Below are 20,618 nucleotides of genomic sequence, written 5' to 3' on the forward strand. Positions count from 1 at the left end.
GAAATTTAAAGATGGGTGTCTAGCTTTATGTTGAGGTTTTACTAAAAAAATAAAAGTGGATGTCCAATTAAGTATTCAATTTAATAGAGGGTATAAAAAAGCCAGTCTTAGACTGGCTTTTGGAAGGAGGTGTTTAAGGGTTATTAGCTTGTCATAAGCCTTAAACAAGTATTCTCTTATAGACGCTCAATTACAGCTTGAGTGAAGTCTGTAGTACCGTGGCTGCCGCCTAGGTCGCGAGTTGTACGGTCGCCTGATTTGATAACATCAGCAACTGCGCTGCGGATGCGCTCTGCAGTGTCGCCCATACCTAGGTGCTCTAGCATTTGGATAGATGCTAAGATCACTGACGTTGGGTTTGCAAGGTTTTTGCCTGCGATGTCTGGTGCGCTACCGTGTACAGCTTCGAAGATTGCTGCATCTTCACTGATGTTTGCGCCAGGAGCCATACCTAAACCACCAACAAGACCAGCACATAGGTCAGATAGGATGTCACCGAATAAGTTTGTAGTAACAATTACATCAAACTCATCAGGAGTCATAACTAGTTTCATACAAGTTGCATCAACAATCATTTCTGTTGATTCGATTTGTGGGTAACGCTCAGCTACTTCACGTGCAACTTTTAAGAATAAACCAGATGTTGATTTAAGGATGTTAGCTTTGTGTACAGCAGTTACTTTTTTACGGCCTTCACGTACCGCTAGTTCGTATGCAAAAGTAACGATTTTTTCTGCACCTTCACGGGTGATTTTTGACATTGCTTCTGCTTCGTTACCATCTTCAGAAACCACTTGGCCAAGACCTGAGTACATGCCTTGTGTGTTTTCACGAATAGTGATGATATCGATGTCGTCGTAACGAGCTTGTGTACCTGCGAATGATTTAACAGGACGAACGTTAGCGTAAAGGCCAAACTTTTTACGTAAAGTTACGTTGATTGAAGTAAAACCTTCACCAACTGGTGTCGTTAAAGGACCTTTTAAAGTGATCTTGTTACGCGCGATTGTGTCGATTGTTTCTTGCGGAAGTAACTCACCAGTTTTTTCTAGGGCAGCAAGGCCAGCATCAACGAATTCATAATCAAAATCGCAACCTGCAGCTTTAAGGATCTCAAGTGCTGAATCAATAATGCTAGGACCAATGCCGTCGCCTTTGATCACTGTGATGGTTTGTTTAGCCATTTACTTTTCCTATTTATGAGTAGATAAACACGTAAACTTATCGCGAAATAGCATGCGATTTACTTGTTAGAGGGTTTACGTGGATGTGTTTGAAAATTTAAGCGGCTTTTATAGCAATTTATTCAGCTTTTTGCCAGTTTATCCTGTGAATACTGACTATAAACAGACTAAAGTTCATATTTATTTAACGTTTTCGCACTTTTTAACAACACAATCTAAAAATTGTCTGCAAATTCACAGTTTTTCAGATATGCATAAAAATCTGCTTTTGATTGCCATCCAGCAGCCGATAAGCTGTCGAAAATAATCTGTTCTTGCCAACTACTAAATAGCGCTTTGGGTTGAAAAACATAATAAGTAAATAGCTTAATCGCGACCCAATGTTTTTCATTGATATCGAGAGTTTGTTTTTTATGTTGCTCACTACCAAGTAAATGCTGTGTCCAACTGTTATCGCCAATCAGTTGATTTAAATACGCCGTTAGTGGCTCTTGATTTAAGTGACTAACCCCAAACAAACAGGCAAGCGGTGGGCTTATTACTTGCTCTTCGGCCTGCTCAAATACAGTTTTACGAGAAATACTGGTAGCTTGATGTTCGCAAAGATAAAGAACGTAGGCATATAAGGGCAAAGTAACTTGCTCAAATTGAATTGAATCGTTGTACTTAAATAGCGCCTGAATAATGCGCACCATATTCTCAAGGCGCTTAGATATATGCTGAAAAAGCGGGTGTGATGTGGTTGCAACCAAGCGTTGAAATAATACTTTTTGGATAATAGCAGGGGCGTTATCGTATCCGACCATAGATAAACAATGGCGCAAGTCTTTAGCTCTTTGCTGCTCTTTATTATAGGGTTTAGAAGCAACGGTAAGCTGGGCTATCAATTCAGGGTAGGGGCTTAAAAGCTTATTTAAGCCACGGTAGCTATATTCCTGCGATACTTTTAACGTGCTAATTAGCTCTAAATAGTGCTGCCTGCGCTGCTGATTTATTGGCTGTGGCTCAGCAAAGTTAATGTTTTCACTAAACCAAACTGTGTATAGCAAACGAGAGTCTTTACAATGCCTTTGTTTGTCAAAAATAGTTAAGCTTGCTTTGAAGCGATGCCAACGAATTTTTTCAGGGCGGCTGGCATCAACCAATATATGGCGGCCATGTTCATCTGTGGCTAAATAAATAAGTACTTGTTCGGCGTACTTTACTTCACTGGCCGGAATGTAAGGGCCAATATGCGCAATCAGTGCTTTTATAGCATTTTGGGCAAATTCATTAGGGGTGCGTAAATAAATATCAGCTAAGGCTTTGTGCACACTAATGTGACCACCTGACTCGCGGTAAGTCGTATTCATGGCAATAATATTAGCCAAAGCAACTAAGGTTGTTGCGCCATCGTAAATCATAATTTTTGGCGCGCTTAATAGGGCTTGTTTATATTTATTTAAACGCGCTAATAAATGCTGAATAGAAAGCGTATGTGGGCCTGAGTCTTTTAGTAATTTTGCAGCTAACTGATGGCGGCACTGCCAAAGCTTTTTATCTTGAGCCGTCAGGGGCTGTCCTGCTGCTAACTTATTACTTTGTGATTGCACGCAAAGGTAATTGGCTAAACAGCAACTAATAATTTGTTCGCTAATGGCTTGGTTGTAGTTAAGGCTGCGGCACAAAATGCAAGCGACAACACATTGGTTTACAACTAAGTTTGTGGTGTAACCATGGTTCGGTACATACAAGCTTAGTTGTGCTTGCATACCTTTTGGGCAGGCTTGATACAGCAGGTAATAACGCTCAGCTAGATTACTTAACAAAGGGAAAATTTGTGACCATTTTTGCTTTTGATGATAAAGCTTAAGTAGCTGGTGTGTACTATCAAATAAGCGTGCCAATTCCCGTGGCGTCACGTTTTCCATCATAAGCGGTTAGGTTTCTTGTTGATAGCTTTCATAGGCACTTGGCCCCCATAATACCAGCTGACCATTTTTAAATAGTAGCCCTGTGCACTCATCGATGGTGGTTATGCCATCAGATTTAACATGCTGAGTGCGGTAAAAAATAATCTGCCAAACATTGTCTTCGACTCGTTTAGCATAGGTTAGATCGGGGCTACCTAAATAATCAAGCACCGCATTCAGGTTTTCAGGCTTATCAATCGATAGTTTTGCGATATAGCGTTTATTAAAAGCTTCGCGGTCTTGCCAGATCATGGCTTGCGGATCATCTTTATAAAAAGTGATCACTAGGGTTGCTATCAGTGCATAAACACCTAACCCAAGTACCAGATATTGGAAAACCTTTTTGAACATGTGTAACTCTATAAAACTAACGCGAATTTTCAGTATACGCTCAGTTGGCAAACTGTGCTACGAGATTGCGACTAATTGAGCCTTAACTGCTTTAAACTAAAGCCTAAGTTAATATCGGTACGCAGCATAACAAGATTTTTTGATATTACGAACATGTCCATTTCTGAACTCAGCTTACGTTTTAGAGTCGGGTTTAGCTCATCATCGTTCATGGCCGCTTCTATCGACTCATAATCGTTGATTAATTGCTGCGCCGACTTATTACCTATCCCTTTAACACCCGGAATATCATTGGTTTTATCACCTGCTAATGCCCAAAAATCAGCAAGCCGATGCTTTGGTACACCAAAGCGCTGCTTGATATCTTCAAGCTCAATATACTGTTTTTTAAAGTAATCAAAAATTGCAATTTGCTCAGATAAAAACGGCAAAAACCCTTTATCGGTAGAAACGATGGTAGAAGGCACATTATTAGTTGCGGCCTTGTAAGCAAGAGTAGCAATTATATCGTCGGCTTCATCATTATCAGGTGAAAACACCACAATGCCAGTGTCTTCAATTGCTTGTTTAAAGCGTGATAAGTTTTGCTTGAGGGTGTCAGGCATTGGTGAACGAGTGCTTTTGTAGGCCTCAAAGTAGTGATAACGCCAACTTCTTTCACCATCAAACACGGCAATCGCGTGAGTCGCATTCGTTTGCAGGCGTAACTTTTTGCAAGCATGTGCCACTCGGGCACAGCTTGCTTTTATCATATGCTCTTCACTGTGATGACTCTGATTACTATCAACAGCATAGATGCGCCTAATAAGGTTTAGCGCATCTATTAAAAGTAATTGGGTTGTCACATAGGCTCCTGTTAGGCTTTTATCTCATAGCAAGGAATATACTTACTGCCAGGCAACTTCATTCGGCCTTGCTCAACAAATGCTGCCAGTAGTTTGTCCATATCAGCCATAAGCGCAGGTTCACCACTTAGCACAAAGCGGCCATGTTGTTTGATGGCTTGTAAGCCTTCGTCTTTAACATTACCAGCCACAATGCCTGAAAACGCACGGCGTAAATTAGCTGCGAGTTGCTGAGTTGGTTGATCTAAATGTAAATCTAAGCTCGACATATTAGCATGAGTTGGTGCAAACGGCTGTTGGAAATCATGATCGATTTTTAGCGTCCAGTTAAAGTAGTAAGCATCACCTTGGCTTTTACGGTATTCGCGCACTTCAGCCATCTTCGCTTTAAGCGTTTTACCAACGCGCTCTGGATCATCGATGATCACTTCAAACTTATCTAGCGCCGCTTTACCGAGTGTTTTCTCAACGAATTTACACAGCTCAATAAAGTAGTTTTCACTTTCTTTAGGGCCAGTAAGGATCACTGGTAAACATTGTTTTTCGTTATCTGGGTGAAGCAAAATACCTAAAAGGTATAACAGCTCTTCTGCGGTACCCGCACCACCCGGAAAGATAATAATGCCATGGGCTGTACGAATAAAAGCTTCTAAACGCTTTTCGATATCAGGCAAAATCACCAGCTCGTTTACAATCGGGTTTGGTGGCTCAGCGGCTATAATGCTTGGTTCGGTTAAACCTAAGTAACGGTTATTAGTAATACGTTGCTTGGCATGGCCAATGGTTGCGCCTTTCATCGGGCCTTTCATTGCACCAGGGCCACAGCCAGTACAAATGTTTAAGCCACGAAGGCCAAGCTCATAGCCAACTTGTTTGGTGTATTTGTATTCCACTTCGTTAATAGAGTGGCCGCCCCAACAAACTATCATGCTCGGGTCACTATTCACTCTCAGTGCGCCTGCGTTTCGCAGCATATCGAATACCATATGAGTAATGGCTTTTTGCTCTGTTAAATCTTTTTCGTATTTTTGACAAATAAACAGAATATCGCGAATAACCGAGAAGATATGTTCATGAATACCGGTAATGATTTCGCCGTCAACAAAGGCAGATTCCGGTGGGTTTTCAAGTTCGATCTTAATTCCGCGTTCGCGGCTTAATAAGCGAATATCAAAGTCTTCGTATTTATTGTAAATTTCAGAGCTTGAATCGGTGTGGCTGCCCACATTGAGAACAGCGAGCACACAGTTCCTAAATAATTTATAGCGCTCGCTGGTGGATGATTGTTCGAGTAGATCAACTTCTAGTTGCGATAGTAAATCCAGTACACCTGTAGGATTCAGTTGTTTTAACATAAGCACTCTCCCGGCTCGTCTATGAGCCTTTATCATTGTGTGTCAAAGACCTCACATACTAGATGAGGCCTTTATTTGCTAATGCAAACTTTATTTCGTCCCTCGTTCTTGGCTTTGTATAGTGCTTCATCTGCACGGTCAAAGGCAATCAGCGGGGTATCACCTTTTTTCAACTGGGTTGCACCAAGAGAAATGGTGATTTCTACTTGCTTATTTTTAAATTTAAACGGAATGCCTTGAATTGTTTTGCGCAGTTTTTCAAGTGGCACAGCGGCATTTTCAATCGACATTCCACTCATTAGTAACACAAACTCTTCGCCGCCGTAACGGGCAATAAAGTCTGATTTACGAATTGATTTTTGTAATGCTTTAGCAATTACTTGCAGTGTTTTATCACCGGCACTGTGGCCATATTGATCATTGATTGATTTAAAGTGGTCTACATCAATCACTACAAAGGTAATGTCTGATTCTTGCACATTAAATAAGTTAAATTCATGATTAAAGCGTTCATCAAACGCTGCACGGTTTGGCAATTTAGTTAGGCCATCGAGTAAGCTTTTAAAGCGCTGCTCATTTAGGCGCTGCTTATAGGTCGAAAGCTTGGTTTCTAAATGACTAATGCGGCTATTAATATCGTTAAAGCTAGCGAGTAAGCTTTCGCGTTCTGTTTGTTCTAGCTTTTCTTTTGCGATTAAATCATCACTTAATGATTTTAATTCTTCTTCTACAAGCTCTTTAAGCGAAGAAATAGACGTCGCTTGCTGTGTTTGCGTATGCAGGTTTTTAATCTTTGCTTCAATTTGTTTGTTAAGCGTGTCGTATTCAGCGCTCAGAGATTCTGAATGCTTACTAGTAGAAACAATTGAGTGATGTAAATCTTCGATTGTTTGATTTAATGAGATCAAAAAGCTTTGCGCTGATTGGCGCTCTTTACTCATATTACGCGTAACGATGCTGATAATATTCAGTGCAGAATCAAGCAGATCGTCAACACTATCATTATGGGTTATTTTACTTTTGATAGTCTTAATTTGCTCGGCACTTTCATCTTCGAGCACTAAGTCATTGGCAAGAGAAAGCAGCTGTGTGGCAAGCTCTGGTCTTATTTGCGCCTCAGCTGTATTTGTTGTTGCAAGCTTGGCTTGTAAGGCTTGATGATAAATTAAAATCAGCTTTGAAAGTAGTGGCACAAAGTCATGATTAGACTGAATATTATTTAATTCGTGATCGAGTAAGTAACGTAGCGAACGACGTGCATCATCAGGCAAGCCTCGTACTTTTTGCAGCTGCTTACCTGCATCTGTAACGCTTTCATTTAGCTCACGTTGCAGTGCCATTTGCTTGGTTTCTTGTTGTTTTAACAGGCCAAGCACATCATCGATAAAAGGGGTGAGTAATTCGAATTTAACCCCTTTTTTAAGGGCATTTCTAAATTTCGCTAAACGATTGTCTAGTTCAATGTCTAGTCCTTTACAGCTTAGCGATAGTTTCGCTGCAAACTGAGAAAGAACTTCAACTTGATGTTTGCGCGCATCTTCGACCACTGTTCGAGCGTCGATCGCTTGCTTTAACTTTTTATTAAGAACATCATGCTGTTGCTGCACCTAGTAATACCGCCATCAAAAATTCAAATTGCTATACGCTAAGTTTACAACAAATTAATACGAAATGTAGGTTCCAAGTCAAAAACTTAGCTATTTTGTCTATCAAACTTGTTGCAATGGCTGTTTATCGGTTTTTAATTCACATTTTTTCTCGCAATTGTTAGGCTATTTCACAATTTTGATAGTAATAAAAAGAGTTGTTATGAAAAAGTTTTTGGCAATGTCTATTTTGGCGGCCTGTTCTAGCAGTGTGTTTGCAGATGTAAACTACTCACTGTCTATCACTCAGCCAGAGCACCATTTAGGTAATGTTAGTGTTGAGTTTCCGCAAACTGCACAAGCACATTTAGATATTAAACTTCCAGCTTGGCGTACTGGCCGTTACGAAATTTTAAATCTTGCCAATGGCGTGCGCTTTTTCGAAGCAAAAGATGATGATGGTAAGGCTTTAAAGTGGGAAAAAATTGACCACAGCACTTGGCGTGTCCACCTAAACGAACCTACTCAAGTCAATGTAGATTACCAAGTTTACGCTAACGAGCTAGGTAAACGTGCTCGTCATATTGATGATAGCCATGCCTTCATTGATGCTTCTGGCTTTTTCATGTTCAGCGAATCATTCCGCCAAGACCCAGTTAAAGTTGAGCTAAATGTACCAAAAGAATGGCGCTCAGTATCGGGTATGGAAAATGCGGGTTCTAAACACAGCTTTAAAGCCGCTGATTACGATATCTTAGTTGATTCACCAATCGAAACAGGTATCAATGAGCTACACAAGTTCACTGTTGATGGTCGTGAATACGAACTCGTTATTTGGGGTGAAGGTAACTACGACGTAGACCAAATGCTAACTGACCTTAAGAAGTTGGTTACAACTGGCAACGTAATTTGGGATAGCTACCCGTATGAGCGTTATGTATTTATGGTACATGCTACGTCAGGAGCAGGCGGTGCAACAGAGCATTTAAACTCAACCATTATCCAGCGCCCACGTGACCGTTTTGGTTCTCGTAAAGATTACCTTGCGTTTATCAGCACCGCAGCTCATGAATTTATTCATACTTGGAACGTAAAAGCATACCGCCCTAAAGGTATTGCGCCGTATGACTACACCAATATTAACTACGCGAAAACATTATGGATTGCAGAGGGCTCAACCAGCTACTTTGAAGATCACTTAATGGTGCGTGCTGGCATTGAAACAACTGATGAGTTCTTCGGTACGTTAACGAAAACCGTTAATCGTCACTTACAAACACCGGGTCGCGAAGTACAAAGTGCAACCGAAACAAGCTTTGATAAGTGGATCAACCAAGGCGGCGACCACGCTCGCAACTACAGCACCAATATCTATTTAGAAGGTTCATTGATTTCAATGGCACTTGATATTGATTTGCTAGAAAAAAGCGATGGCAAAATCAGTTACCGCGACGTTCACCGCGCGCTTTACAACAAGCATCGTTTACCAGATGGTTTTACGCCAGATGATGTTAAAGCAATTTTAAAAGAGCTTACAGGTCGTGATTACAGCGCTTGGTGGCAAGCCAATGTGGATGAGCCTGCTGCTATCGACTTTGATGAGCTACTTGCAAAAGTAGGCTTAGGTTTAATTCGCCCTGAAGGCGCAAAATCAGTACCTAGTATTGATTCGTTTGCAAAAAACAGCGGTGAGTTATTAACCCTAACTCATGTTCGCCGTGGTGGCGCTGCATGGCAAGCGGGCTTAACGACTGATGACAAAATTGTTGCGTTTAACAAAAAGCATGTTGGTAAAGATTTAACAGCCAGCCTCGAAACGTTTAAAGCAGGCGACACAGTGACTGTTGATTTCATTAGACGCGATGCATTACAAAGCACAACGCTAACACTTAGCGAAGACTTTGATAAAGAGAAAAAGGTCAAAGCATTAAAAGATGCAACACCAGCTCAAATGGCATTGTTTAAAGCATGGATGGGTGTTGACCACCCAAATCAAGCTAAATAACAGCTAAGCAAAATAAATCGTTAATGATTTTTTATTGGTAAGAGAGGAGCTGCGGCTCCTTTTTTTTTGTTTGGTACTTGCTGCGCTTTTACAAACTGCTTTGTGTACTTTGTGTTTAGTAGTGCACTGTGAAGTTGCTGTTTTTTACGTCGCCAAAATGACTTTTTAACTTTGGTTGATCTATCCCGAATATCACTTTGTGCATTATCGGGTTGTGATACCGGGTAGGGCAGCAAAGAGTATCCATAAACACCGGTTTCCCACACATGCTGTAAATCGCAGTCAACGGGGCGGCCAAATGTCGCTGTGGCTTTTAACAGCGCTTTTGCACCTTCAAAACTAACAGCAGTTGCACAGCAGCCAGACATAAGCTTTTTATGAATGACTAAGTGTTGCTCATCAGCAAGGGGTTTTGTAAAGGCAATTTCCCGATTTCGGTCTTTATAAGCCGCCAATTTTATTAGCTGCCAAGGCTGTTTCAAGGTACTAATGTTTTCAATTGCACTGTGAATAGAGCGGTCGAGCACAAAGTCATCTTCTAAAATAATGGCGTGATCTAATTGCCTATCGACAATGGTTTGCCATGCTTTTCTGTGACTCAGGTAACAGCCAATTTCACCTTTACTCAAGGGCTTATGGTATTTTTTTAGGTTTAAATCAGCACTATAGTGCTTGGTTATCTCTGTATCAGACAGCTCTCTACCATCAATTGCATCAAGGCGTTCAAATGCCAAATTTTGTGCATTTAGCTCATGGCTAACACGGTTTAATCGTTCAGTAGAGCTTGCTAAGTTAATTACAAAAATAGCGGTCATTATCGTTACCTGATGGTCAGTTTGAATCAGGCTAACAAGCTTTAATGACGCTTGGGTGTCAGAACTATTTCGCTTTTATGTCAGGGCGAGGAGTATTTAAAATAGATTGCTTTTCTTGCTCGGATAAAATGATCCAATCAAAAATTTCATCATTACTGCGACCACAGCCAGTGCAATAGCCATTTAGGCGATGACATTGACCGATGCAATCTGTTTTAAATTGGCTGGTTGGTTTTTTTGATTTTGTCATAGTGATGTGAAGGCTAATGTAGCCTTCATTAGTGTATTACTTGCCTTCAATTGGCTTACCAATTTCAAGAGTGGTAGACCAAGGCTGTTTGCGTGATAGGGTTTTACCCGAATGAATTGAGATAACAGGGTTGTTTTCGTCAAGCACAAACGTGGTACGTAACGATTCAGCTGACTCTTTTTGTGTTTGATGCCAATTATTACCCGCTAAACACGCTTGGGTAAAATTAACCGCACGGGTGTGATCGGCGACAGCCTGTTGCTGTTGCTCGTAATTGCCTACACAGCGGTAGGTAACATTGTCTTTATCAAGCGCCGTGATTTGACAGTTATCGGCAATAAGGTTGTATTTCGCTGTCCATGTTTCCATGTATTTAGTATTTACACGGCTACGTTTTAAGCCTTCAAAGCGGTTGTCGTAAGCACCTAATAGGGCGTTAATTTTCTCGCAAGGGGTTAAGTTATCAATGGCCGTTTGTTGTTCAGTTGTTAGTCCTGTACAACCTGTTAAAACAAGGCCAGTTAGTAAGGCGGCGAGTGGCTTTTTCATATCAGGCTATCCTTTTAAATAGCAGTTCCTTAAACGTTTCCTAAAGGATACCTAAGCCCTTGTAAAAATGCTAATAAAGATTAGCTATTACAATTTAAAATGCCTTCGCAAAGGAAGGCATTTTAGTTGCTAAAAACTATAAAAGCGTAAGCTTACATCTTGGTTTTGCCTGCAATGTTGGTTACTTTTACTGAGCCAGAGCCATCACTGAGTAACTCAAAGTTTGCTGCAGTATCAACGCGAATGCTTCCTGAGCCATCTGAAACGACAACATCACCCGAAATATCATTTAACTCGATACCACCAGAACCATCGTGTACTTCAATATTGCCCTGTGCGTTGGCAACATCAATATTACCTGAGCCGTCATGAATTTTAATATCACGGCTGATATTACGTGCCTCTATGCTACCCGAACCATCATTGATTTCTAATGTGCCTGTAATGTCATTTGCGGTAATTGAACCAGAACCATCGTTGATCACAGTATTCGCAACTTTGCTAATGATAATTTCACCAGAGCCATCGTGTACATCAACATTAAATGAGCGAGGGATCGCAACGGTTAAATCAATGCGAGTTTGCTTATTGGTGTGGTAATCGCACTGGCCTGCACTAAGTGCTGCGTTATTGCCTTTGGCTTCAAGGTTTAAGCAATATTCATCATGAGGCTTTTCTTGATAAATCTCGGCTTTAACGGTTACTTCATCACTGTCACTACCAGTAATGTGTAAAAAACCAGAGCCCGCTTCTACTTTTAAAGCGCTTAATGAGGCTGCATCTAGCGTTAGGTTTTTTGTTTCTTGTAGTGGCATATCACCTCAAGCAAATGTTTGTGCTGATAATAAGCCTGCGGCAATTAGTGAGAGTGTTTTTACTGTACTTAACATGGTTCTTCCCTTTCATATGTGTGGTGTTATTAGCTTAGTCGCAGGTGCTGATAAAAAAGGTTTAAAGGCTTTAAAAACTTTTTTTACACAAATAGGCAAGAAAGCGCGAGCTTCAGGCATTTATGGTTTTTCGCGATGCTTTAGACTGAAATAGTAGACCAAAAACTAAGCAACCCAAGGAGAAACATATGAGTGATTCAGCGCAAACAAGCGATATGCAAGTAATTAAGTCAGGTTCTCAAGATCCAATCGCAGGGCCAGCAGAATGTTTCACAGGTAAAGTGCAAATCAGTACTTTATTTAATGCACCAGCACCTGCTCGCGTTGGTGTTGCTGTGGTGGAGTTTTCAAAAGGAGCTCGTACAAATTGGCATTCTCATCCACTCGGCCAAGTTTTATTAGTTACAGAAGGTCAAGGTTGGACACAGTGCGAGGGTGGTGAGAAAACAGTCATCAATCCAGGTGATTTAATTTGGTGTAACTGCGGAAAGCGTCACTGGCATGGTGCGACTGCTGATAGTGCAATGAAGCATGTAGCAGTTCAAGAAGCACTCGATGGTAAACCTGTTGACTGGTTCGAAGCTGTTTCAGATGAAGATTATTTAGCATAAGGTACATTGAAATGTGTGACAAACATGAAACGCAAGACTTATCACGTCGTAATTTTATTAAAACGAGTTCAGCTTTAGGTGCAGGCCTTTTATTAGGTGGCTTTGCGGCGCCTTCATTTGCAGCATCATCTGAGCAGCTTGCAAATGGCAATATAAAATCTCGTGGCTATGCGGCTTTTGATAATTCAGGCTTACTAAAACCATGGGAGTTCGAAAGACGCCCAGTTGGCGATAACGATATTTTAATCGAAATTAAATTCGCCAGTATTTGCCACTCAGATATTCATCAGATGAAAGGGCATTGGGGCGCACAGCAATACCCTCAAGTACCAGGTCATGAAATTGCAGGTATCGTAACAGCAGTCGGTAAGAATGTGACTAAGTTTAAAGTGGGCGACCGTGCTGGTGTAGGCTGTATGGTTGATAGCTGTCTTGACTGTAATAGCTGTAAAGATCAAGGCGAGCAATATTGCCCAGAAACGAAGTTCACTTATGGCTACCCTGATGAGCGCTCACCGACAGGTATAACACAAGGTGGTTACTCGAATAACATTGTTGTTCGCGATCATTTTGCAGTGCATATTCCTGAAAACATTAGTTTAGAGCATGCTGCTCCTTTATTATGTGCCGGCATTACAACGTATTCTCCGTTGCTTAAATTTAACTTGAAAAAAGGCGATAAAGTAGGTGTTGTTGGTATTGGTGGGCTTGGGCACTTAGCTGTTAAATTGGCTGTGTCGCAAGGTGCTGATGTCTATGCGTTCACTAGCTCTAAAGATAAAGTAGCCGATATTAAAGCCTTTGGCGCTAAAGTGGTTGTTGTTGACGGTGAAGACGCTTACAACGAGCATAAGTCGCAGCTTGATTATTTAATTAATACCTTGCCAGTGAAATATGATATTGCTAAATATGCTTCATTAGTAAAACCATTCGGCACGTATACCCAAGTGGGTATGCCAGAAGAGTTTTCATTAAACATGAATGCATTAGGATTGGCTGCAAGCCGCGTAAACTTTAATGCTTCGTTAATTGGTGATATGCAAGAAACGCAAGAAGTTGTTGATTACTGTGCTAAGAATAATATTCTGCCAGCAACCCAGTTAATCAAAGCCTCTGAAATCAATGATGCATGGCAAAGCGTGGTGGATAAAAAAGCGCGCTATCGTTATGTAATTGATGCCTCAACATTTTAAATAATTTTTAGATTGAGTAAGCTAAACGCCATACCCAGTATGGCGTTTTTTGTTGTTCCTTTTTTATTCGGTGATTTATCGCTTAAAGAGCGAATACTGCCGTAAAAACATATCATTATTTTTTTCTTTTGCTAACTTAAACTCTTTGGCCCCTAAGGAGTAATAATGAAAAAAATAACCTTACTAAGTACGTTGTTGTGCTCCAGTTTTTTTGTTTGTAGCGAAGAAACAGATACAACTTTAAACGCTTATGCCGCTGGGTACGTCGCCAATTTTACCTGTAGTGCCACGTTTAACGCTGGCAAAAGCAAAGATCAAATCGATATTGATGAACTTACCGGTATTTATCCTTTAATTGCAGATACTGTAAAAACACTAAAAGCGAACATTGATACTGAGCATAAACGAGTCATTGTTGATTACGATAAAGATAAGCAACGTATATCGGTGTGGCGGCCTCGTTTAGGCTGTGTTGATTTACCCGTAGGGGCAAGCCTTAAAGCTGCAACACTCGTGCAAGTACCGTTTAAAGAAAACTTAGCCTACCAAAAGGATGATGGTAAGCCTTGGCAAATGCTAAATGGTGTTAATAAAGCGACGGGCAATAAGGCGCTTGATGAGGTTATTGCACAGGCTTTTACTCGTCATTATGGTGAAGGCGCACGAACTTCAGCAATTTTAATAGCAAGCCCTGAGGCGATTCTAGCAGAGCAATATAAAGCAGGTTTTACCCCTGAAACTGCCCAGCGTACTTGGTCTGTTGCAAAAAGTATTGGCGCGAGCATTATTGGTGTGGCGGTAGCGCAAAAGCGACTTGATGTTACTAAGCCTGCGGGGCTTGAAAGCTGGTCTCACCCGCTTGACCCACGCGGCGAAATTACCCTTGAAAACTTGCTTCATATGGCATCGGGCTTAGACAGTAATAAAGCGGGCAATCGTACGGATCGTGTCTATATGGGCGGAGGTTTAGTGTCTGACACAGCAACGCATACTGCGTTAGAAGTTAAGCCAGGTAGCCGTTGGAAATACGCTAATAACGACACCATGTTAGCGCTACGTACCTTACGAGAAACGTTTAACGATGAAGCAAGCTATTTACGTTATCCATATGACAATTTACTCGATAAAATCGGTATGCAGCACACATTTTTAGAGTCAGATTGGCAAAGTGACTTTATTTTGTCATCGCAAGTGTGGACTACTTCTAGGGATCTTGCTCGCTTAGGGCTATTACACCTGAATAATGGCCGCTGGCAAGGGGATCAAATATTACCTAAAGACTGGTTAAGTTATATTAGTAAACCTGCCCCTGCTCAACCCCCAGAAACGGCACCAGGATACGGCGCACAGTGGTGGCTTTATAATGAACGTTTCCCTGAATTACCAAACGATACTATTGCAGCGCGAGGTAACCGTGGTCAATTTTTAGTGATCATTCCAAGCGAGCAGATAGTGATTGTTAGGCGAGGGTACGACCTTGCAGGGCTTAAAGGCTTTAGTGAGCATGATTTTGCTCGTGATGTTTTAAAAGCACTGGGCAGATAAAGTCAGGCAATAAAAAAGCTGCTTTGTGGCGTACAGAAGCAGCTTTGCTAACTGGAGAGTTAGTATCTACTACAAGGGCTCTATAGTGACATCCGCTTGGCCTAAACTTTTAAAAAACTGACTATCGCCCGTTATTTTACCAAGTTTTATCAGACCATTTGCATAACTTTGCTGCTTATAAAAGAGCGCAAGGTTACCCCAAGGTGCGTAATAAGTAATGTCTCCTGCGCCGGCATCGGTCCCAGCAGGTAAGCCTTGTAGATTTAATTTCTCTGGTAAAGTGGCAATTTTCTCAGCATTGGCAAAGTCTTCTACTTTTAGAGTCAGTGGTAGAAGTTGATAAAAATGCTTAGCGGCATTGTTACTTTCTAAAGTCGCTTGCATAGTTTTGCCGTTACTGGTGAATTTTATTTGCATTTCACTTACCATCTTTACTGCTTTTTTAAATATTGCTTATCTGTTACTGGCTCTAACCAATCAACAACCTTACCGTCTTTTGACTCTTGAATAGCTAAGTGCATCATGGCTGTTTTATCTGTAGCACCGTGCCAATGTTTAACATTAGCAGGAATATGTACAACGTCACCTGGTTTTATAACCTGAGGTTGTCCGTGCCACTGATTAACCCAACCCATACCTGATGTAACAATTAAGGTTTGGCCAACAGGGTGAGTGTGCCAGTTTGTGCGAGCACCTGGCTCAAAGGTTACCATGGCACCAGCGGCTTTCGCTTCGCCATGAGCTTGGAAACTAGGCTCGACGCGTACTTTGCCCGTGAAATACTTGTCGAGCCCAGTCATTGGGTACTGAGTGCCATTTTTTTGCACTGTGATTTGCGGTAATTCTAAACGTTGTGAAGAGGCGTTTTCTGCATGACTAAATGCACTCATCGTTAAGATAAGGGTACCGATAATATACTTCATACTTTTCTCCATGTGTTTGTAACCGAACGAATCTTCATTTTGGCTAAAAACTGTGCCTTTAAAAAGTACAATGCACGCAAGTTATTGCCTATTAGTCCGAGGCGGCAAATTTACCACTGGTCAATATTGTATAACCGAGCGTATAGTTAAGTATCTTGAATATAATTGGGTTGGTTATGCATTCAGATTATGATGCTATTGCTAAAATGAGCGCTGCTTTAGCAGATAAGATTGCGCCGCTTATTGGCCAGCAAGAAACCGCTGATAGCGTGATTGAGGATTTGTTTTTTTATCGACAAACACAGGCCGCCACCTCTTGTTCAATGTGTGTGGTTGAACCAAGTATTGCACTGGTGCTACAAGGGGCAAAAAGCATGACCTTGGGCGAAGATGTTTTCAAGTATGACCCACACAAATATTTGATTACCTCTATTGATTTGCCTGCAAAAATGCAAGTTCTTGAAGCAAAAGACGACGCACCTTATTTAGGCTTAGTGTTAAAGCTTGATTTGGCTATGTTAGGTGAACTGATTTCGCAAATACCGCTCGACAAATTAAACAAGCAATCACTCAATAAGGGAATGACCTTAGGTGAGATGACTGAGCCACTACTTAACGCTTTTACACGATTAATTGATCTGGTTGATGATCCTGAGTCTATGCCAGTGCTGGCACCATTAATTAAACGCGAAATTTTTTGGCGTGTACTTAACAGTGAGCATGGGGCGGAGCTTCGTCATATAGTGTCAACAGGTAGCCAAGGGCTTAGAATTGCACGTAGTGTTAAGTGGTTAAAAGAAAACTATGATCAACCCTTGAGTGTAGAGGACTTAGCGGGTCTTGCGAAAATGAGTAAATCGACTTTCCACCATCATTTTCGAGATCTAACTTCAATGAGCCCGTTGCAATATCAAAAGCGTTTAAGGTTAATGGAAGCAAGAAGGTTGATGGTTGGCGAGAGTATGGATGCCTCAGGTGCTGCTTTTAAGGTTGGCTACGAAAGCCCTTCACAATTTTCTCGTGAGTATTCTCGGTTTTTTGGTTTATCACCAAAACGAGATGTAGAGGCGTTTTTAGCAACGGCTAAATAGCCGGCTACATATAATACCAATGGGCAATAATAGTTAATTAAGCGAATTGGTATAAAAAACGAATGGGCATATCCCTATGTCCCATTCGTTACCATGACACGTTTTAGTTAAAGACTTGCTGTGAAAAATTCAGCAATTTTAGTGAATGGAATTAAACCCACATCATCATATAAATCAACATGACCTGCATTTGGTACAACCAATAATTGTTTAGGTTCAGCAGCTAAATCATAGGCTTGTTGGCTAAACTCAAATGAGTGAGCGTGTTCACCAGCAACAAACAGTAATGGACGTGGTGAAATAGTCTCAATATCGTTAAATGGATAAAAGTTCATAAAACGCACATTGCTGCTTAATGTTGGGTGTGTTGTTAAATCTGCTGATGATCGCTCTGGTGTATATTCGCCACGCTCAGTGCGGTAAAAGTCATAAAACTCTTTTGCAATTGGGTGTGAGCTTTCATCAATGTGATGGGGGCAGCCGCCAGTGTATTGTACTTCGCCACCAAGGTACTCAACATTACGTTGCTCTGAAGCCTCATCAAGCATATCTTTACGCATATCAAGATCAATAGAGTTGCCTAAACCATTGCGCGTTGCGCCACCCATGTCATACATACTAACTGTTGCCACAGCTTTGATACGTGGGTCAATTTTTGCGGCACTAATGATGAAACCACCACTACCACATACACCTAAACCACCAATGCTTTCTTTGTTGACGTATGAACGGCTAGCAAGGTAATCGACACCGGCACTGAATGACTCTGCGTATAAATCAGGTAGTACAGTATTACGTGGTTCGCCGTCACTTTCGCCCCAGAAGCTAAGATCAACTGCCAAAGTTACAAAGCCTAGCTCTGCAAGTTTAGTTGCATATAAAGTAGCACTTTGCTCTTTTACCGCACCCATAGGATGACCAATTACAAGTGCTGGAAGATTCGCACCTTTCTCTGCATTTTTAGGTGTAAAAAGATTACCGACTACATTCATTTGTAATTGGTTTTTGAAAATTACTTTTTCAAAGTTAACAGCATCGCTTTGGTAAAAATTATCAGTTGAGGTTGTCATAACACTCTCCTATTTTTTGATTAACAGGGACTGCAATTTGTTTTCACAATGCAGCTTTGATGAGGTTATTGTCGGTTATTTGTGCAGTTTGGCGTTATATTAGAACAGTCGATTTATTGCCTAAAAGTGTCGAATGTATCTTTATGTGCTTAAAATGAACATTAGGTAGCCCAAGTATGAGCACCTAATGATTTTTTAGGGTGTTTTTATAGTGAAATAGCTGGCAATGGCTGCAAAAAATAAGATAGCTGCGCTAACAAAGAAGGTGATAGGGTAGTCATAAACATCGAATAATATGCCGCCGAATGTTGAGCCTAGCGCTATCGAAAATTGAATAATTGCTACCATCAATCCTCCTGCAACTTCAGCATCTTTTGGTAAAGCACGAGCTACCCAGCTCCACCAAGCAACAGGCGCTGCAGTTGCAATTAACCCCCATAATCCAAGTAATACGATGTTGATGTTAAAAAGAGATATTTGATTAGCTAAACAAAATGCTATTAAAGCCATAACCGTAGGGGCAGCTATTAATGCAAACGCTAAACTGAGTTTTATGACCTTACTGATCAATAAGGTGCCAATAAAGCCTGCAAAACCAATAACAAATAACACCATAGAGACTTGTTGGCTGGTGGCTTGAAACGCTGACTCTAAAAAGGGCCTTACATAGGTAAATAAAGTAAATTGCCCCATAAATAGCAGCGCGACAGCTAGCATACCAAAACGGACGAGTGGCTTTTTAAATAACTTAAATGCAGAAAAAGGTCCTTTTGATTGCTGCTGAGCTGGCATGCTAGGCAAAGCCTGCCATTGCCAAAATACAGCAATAGCGATAAATGGCACTAAACACATAAACGCGCCTCGCCAGCCAAGAACACTGCCTAAATAACTGCCAAGTGGTGCTGCAATTATCATGGCAAGACCATTACCACCATTAAATACTGCCAGTGCTTTAGGCACTTTTTCCTCGGGAACTAAGCGCATTGCAGAAGCAGTTGAAAGTGACCAATAGCCACCAATGACTAAGCCGATTAACGCACGACCAAGCATATAAACAGCGTAACTATCAGCTACAGAGATTGTTAAAGTTGACAGTAGCATTATCAAGGTCAGAGCGACTAGTAAGGTTTTTCGATCACTTTTAGCAAATAAAGGACTCATGAATAGACTTGTGACCACCGCAAAAAAGCCAGATATTGCTAACCCCTGACCAACCATGCCTTTACTAATTGATAAATCTTCAGCCATAGGTGTTAATAAGCTTACAGGCATAAACTCGCAGGCTATTAAGGCGAAAATACATAATGTCATCGCAAAAACCCCACTCCAATTAGCTTGCTGCTCGATAGGCTGATCATCTTGATAGGTTGAGTAATTTGTCATGCTAGTCCATACAGTTAAATGTGATGGAGTATTTTTTCAGACATAGGTTGAATAGACTAGCTAATGAATACTAATATGCTTTATTAGTAATACTTATTAATAGGCTGGTGGATGATCAAACAAAACCTCAATGAATTGAACTATTTTGTCATTGTGGCAAGAACTGGCAGTTTTACGCGTGCTGCTGCTCAGTTAGGCATAACTCAGTCTGCCTTGAGTCAAGCTATTCGTTCACTAGAAGCAAACTTAGATATTCGTTTGTTAACCAGAACAACTCGAAGCGTATCACCGACACTCGCCGGGGAGCGTTTACTCAATGCAATCGGGCATCGTTTTGATGATATCGAAAATGAGCTAGAAGCCTTAACTGAACTCAGAGACAAACCTGCGGGTACGGTAAAAATTACTTGTGGTGATTTTATCATTCAGAACACATTACTCCCAAAACTGGCCAATGTATTAAAGCAATACCCAGATATTAATATTGAGTTTAATGTTAACTATGGCTACACAGACATTGTTGCTCAGCGTATCGACGCTGGTGTTCGCCTTGGCGAAACTATAGATAAAGATATGATTGCAGTGCCTATTGGTAAAGAGCTCAATATGGCAGCCGTTGCAAGCCCTGAGTATTTTACTAAGCATCAAAAGCCTAAAACACCAAAGGATCTTACTGCACATAATTGTATCAACATTCGCTTTCCGACCCATGGCGGTTTATATGCGTGGGAGTTTGAAAAAGAGGGTGAAGAACTTAATGTGAATGTACGCGGTCAATTAATCTTTAATACCTCTCATCATATTGTTGAGGCGGCGTTAAAGGGGTTAGGTATTGCGTTTCTACCAGAAGAAGAGTTTGGTGAGCATATAAAAAATGGTAATTTAATTAAAGTGTTAGCTGATTGGTGCCCCGCATTTCCCGGTTATTATTTGTATTACCCGAGCCGAAGGCAACCGTCTCCGGCATTTAAAATTGTGTTAGAAGCGTTAAAACAGCAATAGAGTGCGGTATTTAGATAC

The 20,618-nt window shown here is 41.0% G+C and carries 20 protein-coding genes; 6 read left to right on the top strand and 14 right to left on the bottom strand.

Features of this window, described 5'->3' with window-relative positions; genetic code table 11:
* Positions 1 to 176: 176 nt before the first annotated feature.
* The 6 genes from WA256_RS07115 to WA256_RS07140 form a co-directional block, all read right to left on the bottom strand.
* Positions 177 to 1,184, bottom strand: a complete 1,008-nt coding sequence (locus WA256_RS07115) for an isocitrate dehydrogenase (RefSeq protein ID WP_054563906.1) — start codon at positions 1,182 to 1,184, stop codon at positions 177 to 179.
* Positions 1,185 to 1,399: 215 nt separating this feature from the next.
* Positions 1,400 to 3,085: a hypothetical protein gene (locus tag WA256_RS07120; RefSeq protein ID WP_335990153.1), complete on the bottom strand. Its 1,686-nt coding sequence runs from the start codon at positions 3,083 to 3,085 to the stop codon at positions 1,400 to 1,402.
* 18 nt (positions 3,086 to 3,103) lie between these two features.
* The gene (locus WA256_RS07125) at positions 3,104 to 3,487 is read right to left on the bottom strand and encodes a DUF3192 domain-containing protein (protein WP_054563904.1); all 384 of its coding nucleotides are present in this window, start codon (positions 3,485 to 3,487) and stop codon (positions 3,104 to 3,106) included.
* A gap of 71 nt (positions 3,488 to 3,558) precedes the next feature.
* Entirely contained in the window at positions 3,559 to 4,332 is a 774-nt protein-coding gene (gene xni, locus WA256_RS07130; protein WP_335990155.1) for a flap endonuclease Xni, read from the bottom strand.
* Between the two features lie 11 nt (positions 4,333 to 4,343).
* Positions 4,344 to 5,687: a nucleotide 5'-monophosphate nucleosidase PpnN gene (ppnN, locus tag WA256_RS07135; protein WP_335990158.1), complete on the bottom strand. Its 1,344-nt coding sequence runs from the start codon at positions 5,685 to 5,687 to the stop codon at positions 4,344 to 4,346.
* A 71-nt stretch (positions 5,688 to 5,758) separates the two neighbouring features.
* The gene (locus WA256_RS07140) at positions 5,759 to 7,294 is read right to left on the bottom strand and encodes a diguanylate cyclase (RefSeq protein WP_335990160.1); all 1,536 of its coding nucleotides are present in this window, start codon (positions 7,292 to 7,294) and stop codon (positions 5,759 to 5,761) included.
* Between the two features lie 202 nt (positions 7,295 to 7,496).
* Here WA256_RS07140 and WA256_RS07145 point away from each other — a divergent pair, with 202 nt between their 5' ends.
* A complete protein-coding gene (locus WA256_RS07145; RefSeq protein WP_063529088.1) occupies positions 7,497 to 9,278 on the top strand; it encodes a M61 family metallopeptidase in 1,782 nt (593 codons plus the stop codon).
* A gap of 20 nt (positions 9,279 to 9,298) precedes the next feature.
* On the opposite strand, the gene WA256_RS07150 is transcribed toward WA256_RS07145, so the two are convergent.
* The 4 genes from WA256_RS07150 to WA256_RS07165 all read right to left on the bottom strand — a co-directional run bounded on the left by WA256_RS07150 (position 9,299) and on the right by WA256_RS07165 (position 11,707).
* Entirely contained in the window at positions 9,299 to 10,093 is a 795-nt protein-coding gene (locus WA256_RS07150; RefSeq protein ID WP_335990162.1) for a glycosyltransferase family 25 protein, read from the bottom strand.
* Between the two features lie 64 nt (positions 10,094 to 10,157).
* Positions 10,158 to 10,343 carry a DUF1289 domain-containing protein gene (locus WA256_RS07155; protein WP_062565663.1) on the bottom strand — a complete coding sequence of 62 codons (186 nt, stop codon included), beginning with the start codon at positions 10,341 to 10,343 and terminating at the stop codon, positions 10,158 to 10,160.
* Between the two features lie 36 nt (positions 10,344 to 10,379).
* A complete protein-coding gene (locus WA256_RS07160; RefSeq protein ID WP_055021702.1) occupies positions 10,380 to 10,892 on the bottom strand; it encodes a hypothetical protein in 513 nt (170 codons plus the stop codon).
* A 152-nt stretch (positions 10,893 to 11,044) separates the two neighbouring features.
* Entirely contained in the window at positions 11,045 to 11,707 is a 663-nt protein-coding gene (locus tag WA256_RS07165; RefSeq protein WP_335990164.1) for a hypothetical protein, read from the bottom strand.
* A 263-nt stretch (positions 11,708 to 11,970) separates the two neighbouring features.
* Between WA256_RS07165 and WA256_RS07170 the strand changes: the two genes are divergently transcribed.
* The 3 genes from WA256_RS07170 to WA256_RS07180 all read left to right on the top strand — a co-directional run bounded on the left by WA256_RS07170 (position 11,971) and on the right by WA256_RS07180 (position 15,131).
* Positions 11,971 to 12,393 carry a (R)-mandelonitrile lyase gene (locus WA256_RS07170; RefSeq protein ID WP_054563895.1) on the top strand — a complete coding sequence of 141 codons (423 nt, stop codon included), beginning with the start codon at positions 11,971 to 11,973 and terminating at the stop codon, positions 12,391 to 12,393.
* 11 nt (positions 12,394 to 12,404) lie between these two features.
* Positions 12,405 to 13,586, top strand: coding sequence for an NAD(P)-dependent alcohol dehydrogenase (locus tag WA256_RS07175; protein WP_335990166.1), 1,182 nt, complete (start codon positions 12,405 to 12,407; stop codon positions 13,584 to 13,586).
* Between the two features lie 165 nt (positions 13,587 to 13,751).
* On the top strand, positions 13,752 to 15,131 hold the full coding sequence (locus WA256_RS07180; protein WP_335990167.1) for a serine hydrolase domain-containing protein: 1,380 nt from the start codon (positions 13,752 to 13,754) through the stop codon (positions 15,129 to 15,131).
* A 69-nt stretch (positions 15,132 to 15,200) separates the two neighbouring features.
* On the opposite strand, the gene WA256_RS07185 is transcribed toward WA256_RS07180, so the two are convergent.
* Entirely contained in the window at positions 15,201 to 15,548 is a 348-nt protein-coding gene (locus WA256_RS07185; RefSeq protein WP_175080651.1) for a cyclophilin-like fold protein, read from the bottom strand.
* A 14-nt stretch (positions 15,549 to 15,562) separates the two neighbouring features.
* On the bottom strand, positions 15,563 to 16,054 hold the full coding sequence (locus WA256_RS07190; RefSeq protein WP_105181850.1) for a (R)-mandelonitrile lyase: 492 nt from the start codon (positions 16,052 to 16,054) through the stop codon (positions 15,563 to 15,565).
* A gap of 176 nt (positions 16,055 to 16,230) precedes the next feature.
* Between WA256_RS07190 and WA256_RS07195 the strand changes: the two genes are divergently transcribed.
* A complete protein-coding gene (locus tag WA256_RS07195) occupies positions 16,231 to 17,145 on the top strand; it encodes an AraC family transcriptional regulator (RefSeq protein ID WP_251601812.1) in 915 nt (304 codons plus the stop codon).
* Between the two features lie 107 nt (positions 17,146 to 17,252).
* Here WA256_RS07195 and WA256_RS07200 read toward each other — a convergent pair whose 3' ends face one another.
* Both WA256_RS07200 and WA256_RS07205 read right to left on the bottom strand, forming a co-directional pair.
* The gene (locus tag WA256_RS07200; RefSeq protein WP_335990171.1) at positions 17,253 to 18,215 is read right to left on the bottom strand and encodes an alpha/beta hydrolase; all 963 of its coding nucleotides are present in this window, start codon (positions 18,213 to 18,215) and stop codon (positions 17,253 to 17,255) included.
* A gap of 195 nt (positions 18,216 to 18,410) precedes the next feature.
* Entirely contained in the window at positions 18,411 to 19,598 is a 1,188-nt protein-coding gene (locus WA256_RS07205; RefSeq protein ID WP_269407149.1) for an MFS transporter, read from the bottom strand.
* Positions 19,599 to 19,709: 111 nt separating this feature from the next.
* On the opposite strand from WA256_RS07205, the gene WA256_RS07210 reads away from it, so the two are divergent.
* On the top strand, positions 19,710 to 20,600 hold the full coding sequence (locus tag WA256_RS07210) for a LysR family transcriptional regulator (RefSeq protein ID WP_063529096.1): 891 nt from the start codon (positions 19,710 to 19,712) through the stop codon (positions 20,598 to 20,600).
* Positions 20,601 to 20,618 lie beyond the last annotated feature (18 nt).

Source organism: Pseudoalteromonas sp. CH_XMU1449-3, assembly GCF_037027245.1.
Classification (GTDB): domain Bacteria; phylum Pseudomonadota; class Gammaproteobacteria; order Enterobacterales; family Alteromonadaceae; genus Pseudoalteromonas; species Pseudoalteromonas shioyasakiensis.

Coding starts and splice junctions, on each gene's coding strand:
- WA256_RS07185 (WP_175080651.1), bottom strand. CDS start 15,548: ATGCAAATAAAATTCACCAGTAACGGCAAAACTATGCAAGCGACTTTA.
- ppnN (WP_335990158.1), bottom strand. CDS start 5,687: ATGTTAAAACAACTGAATCCTACAGGTGTACTGGATTTACTATCGCAA.
- WA256_RS07150 (WP_335990162.1), bottom strand. CDS start 10,093: ATGACCGCTATTTTTGTAATTAACTTAGCAAGCTCTACTGAACGATTA.
- WA256_RS07200 (WP_335990171.1), bottom strand. CDS start 18,215: ATGACAACCTCAACTGATAATTTTTACCAAAGCGATGCTGTTAACTTT.
- WA256_RS07175 (WP_335990166.1), top strand. CDS start 12,405: ATGTGTGACAAACATGAAACGCAAGACTTATCACGTCGTAATTTTATT.
- WA256_RS07180 (WP_335990167.1), top strand. CDS start 13,752: ATGAAAAAAATAACCTTACTAAGTACGTTGTTGTGCTCCAGTTTTTTT.
- WA256_RS07205 (WP_269407149.1), bottom strand. CDS start 19,598: ATGACAAATTACTCAACCTATCAAGATGATCAGCCTATCGAGCAGCAA.
- WA256_RS07165 (WP_335990164.1), bottom strand. CDS start 11,707: ATGCCACTACAAGAAACAAAAAACCTAACGCTAGATGCAGCCTCATTA.
- WA256_RS07170 (WP_054563895.1), top strand. CDS start 11,971: ATGAGTGATTCAGCGCAAACAAGCGATATGCAAGTAATTAAGTCAGGT.
- WA256_RS07190 (WP_105181850.1), bottom strand. CDS start 16,054: ATGAAGTATATTATCGGTACCCTTATCTTAACGATGAGTGCATTTAGT.
- WA256_RS07210 (WP_063529096.1), top strand. CDS start 19,710: ATGATCAAACAAAACCTCAATGAATTGAACTATTTTGTCATTGTGGCA.
- WA256_RS07125 (WP_054563904.1), bottom strand. CDS start 3,487: ATGTTCAAAAAGGTTTTCCAATATCTGGTACTTGGGTTAGGTGTTTAT.
- WA256_RS07155 (WP_062565663.1), bottom strand. CDS start 10,343: ATGACAAAATCAAAAAAACCAACCAGCCAATTTAAAACAGATTGCATC.
- WA256_RS07115 (WP_054563906.1), bottom strand. CDS start 1,184: ATGGCTAAACAAACCATCACAGTGATCAAAGGCGACGGCATTGGTCCT.
- WA256_RS07145 (WP_063529088.1), top strand. CDS start 7,497: ATGAAAAAGTTTTTGGCAATGTCTATTTTGGCGGCCTGTTCTAGCAGT.
- WA256_RS07160 (WP_055021702.1), bottom strand. CDS start 10,892: ATGAAAAAGCCACTCGCCGCCTTACTAACTGGCCTTGTTTTAACAGGT.
- WA256_RS07195 (WP_251601812.1), top strand. CDS start 16,231: ATGCATTCAGATTATGATGCTATTGCTAAAATGAGCGCTGCTTTAGCA.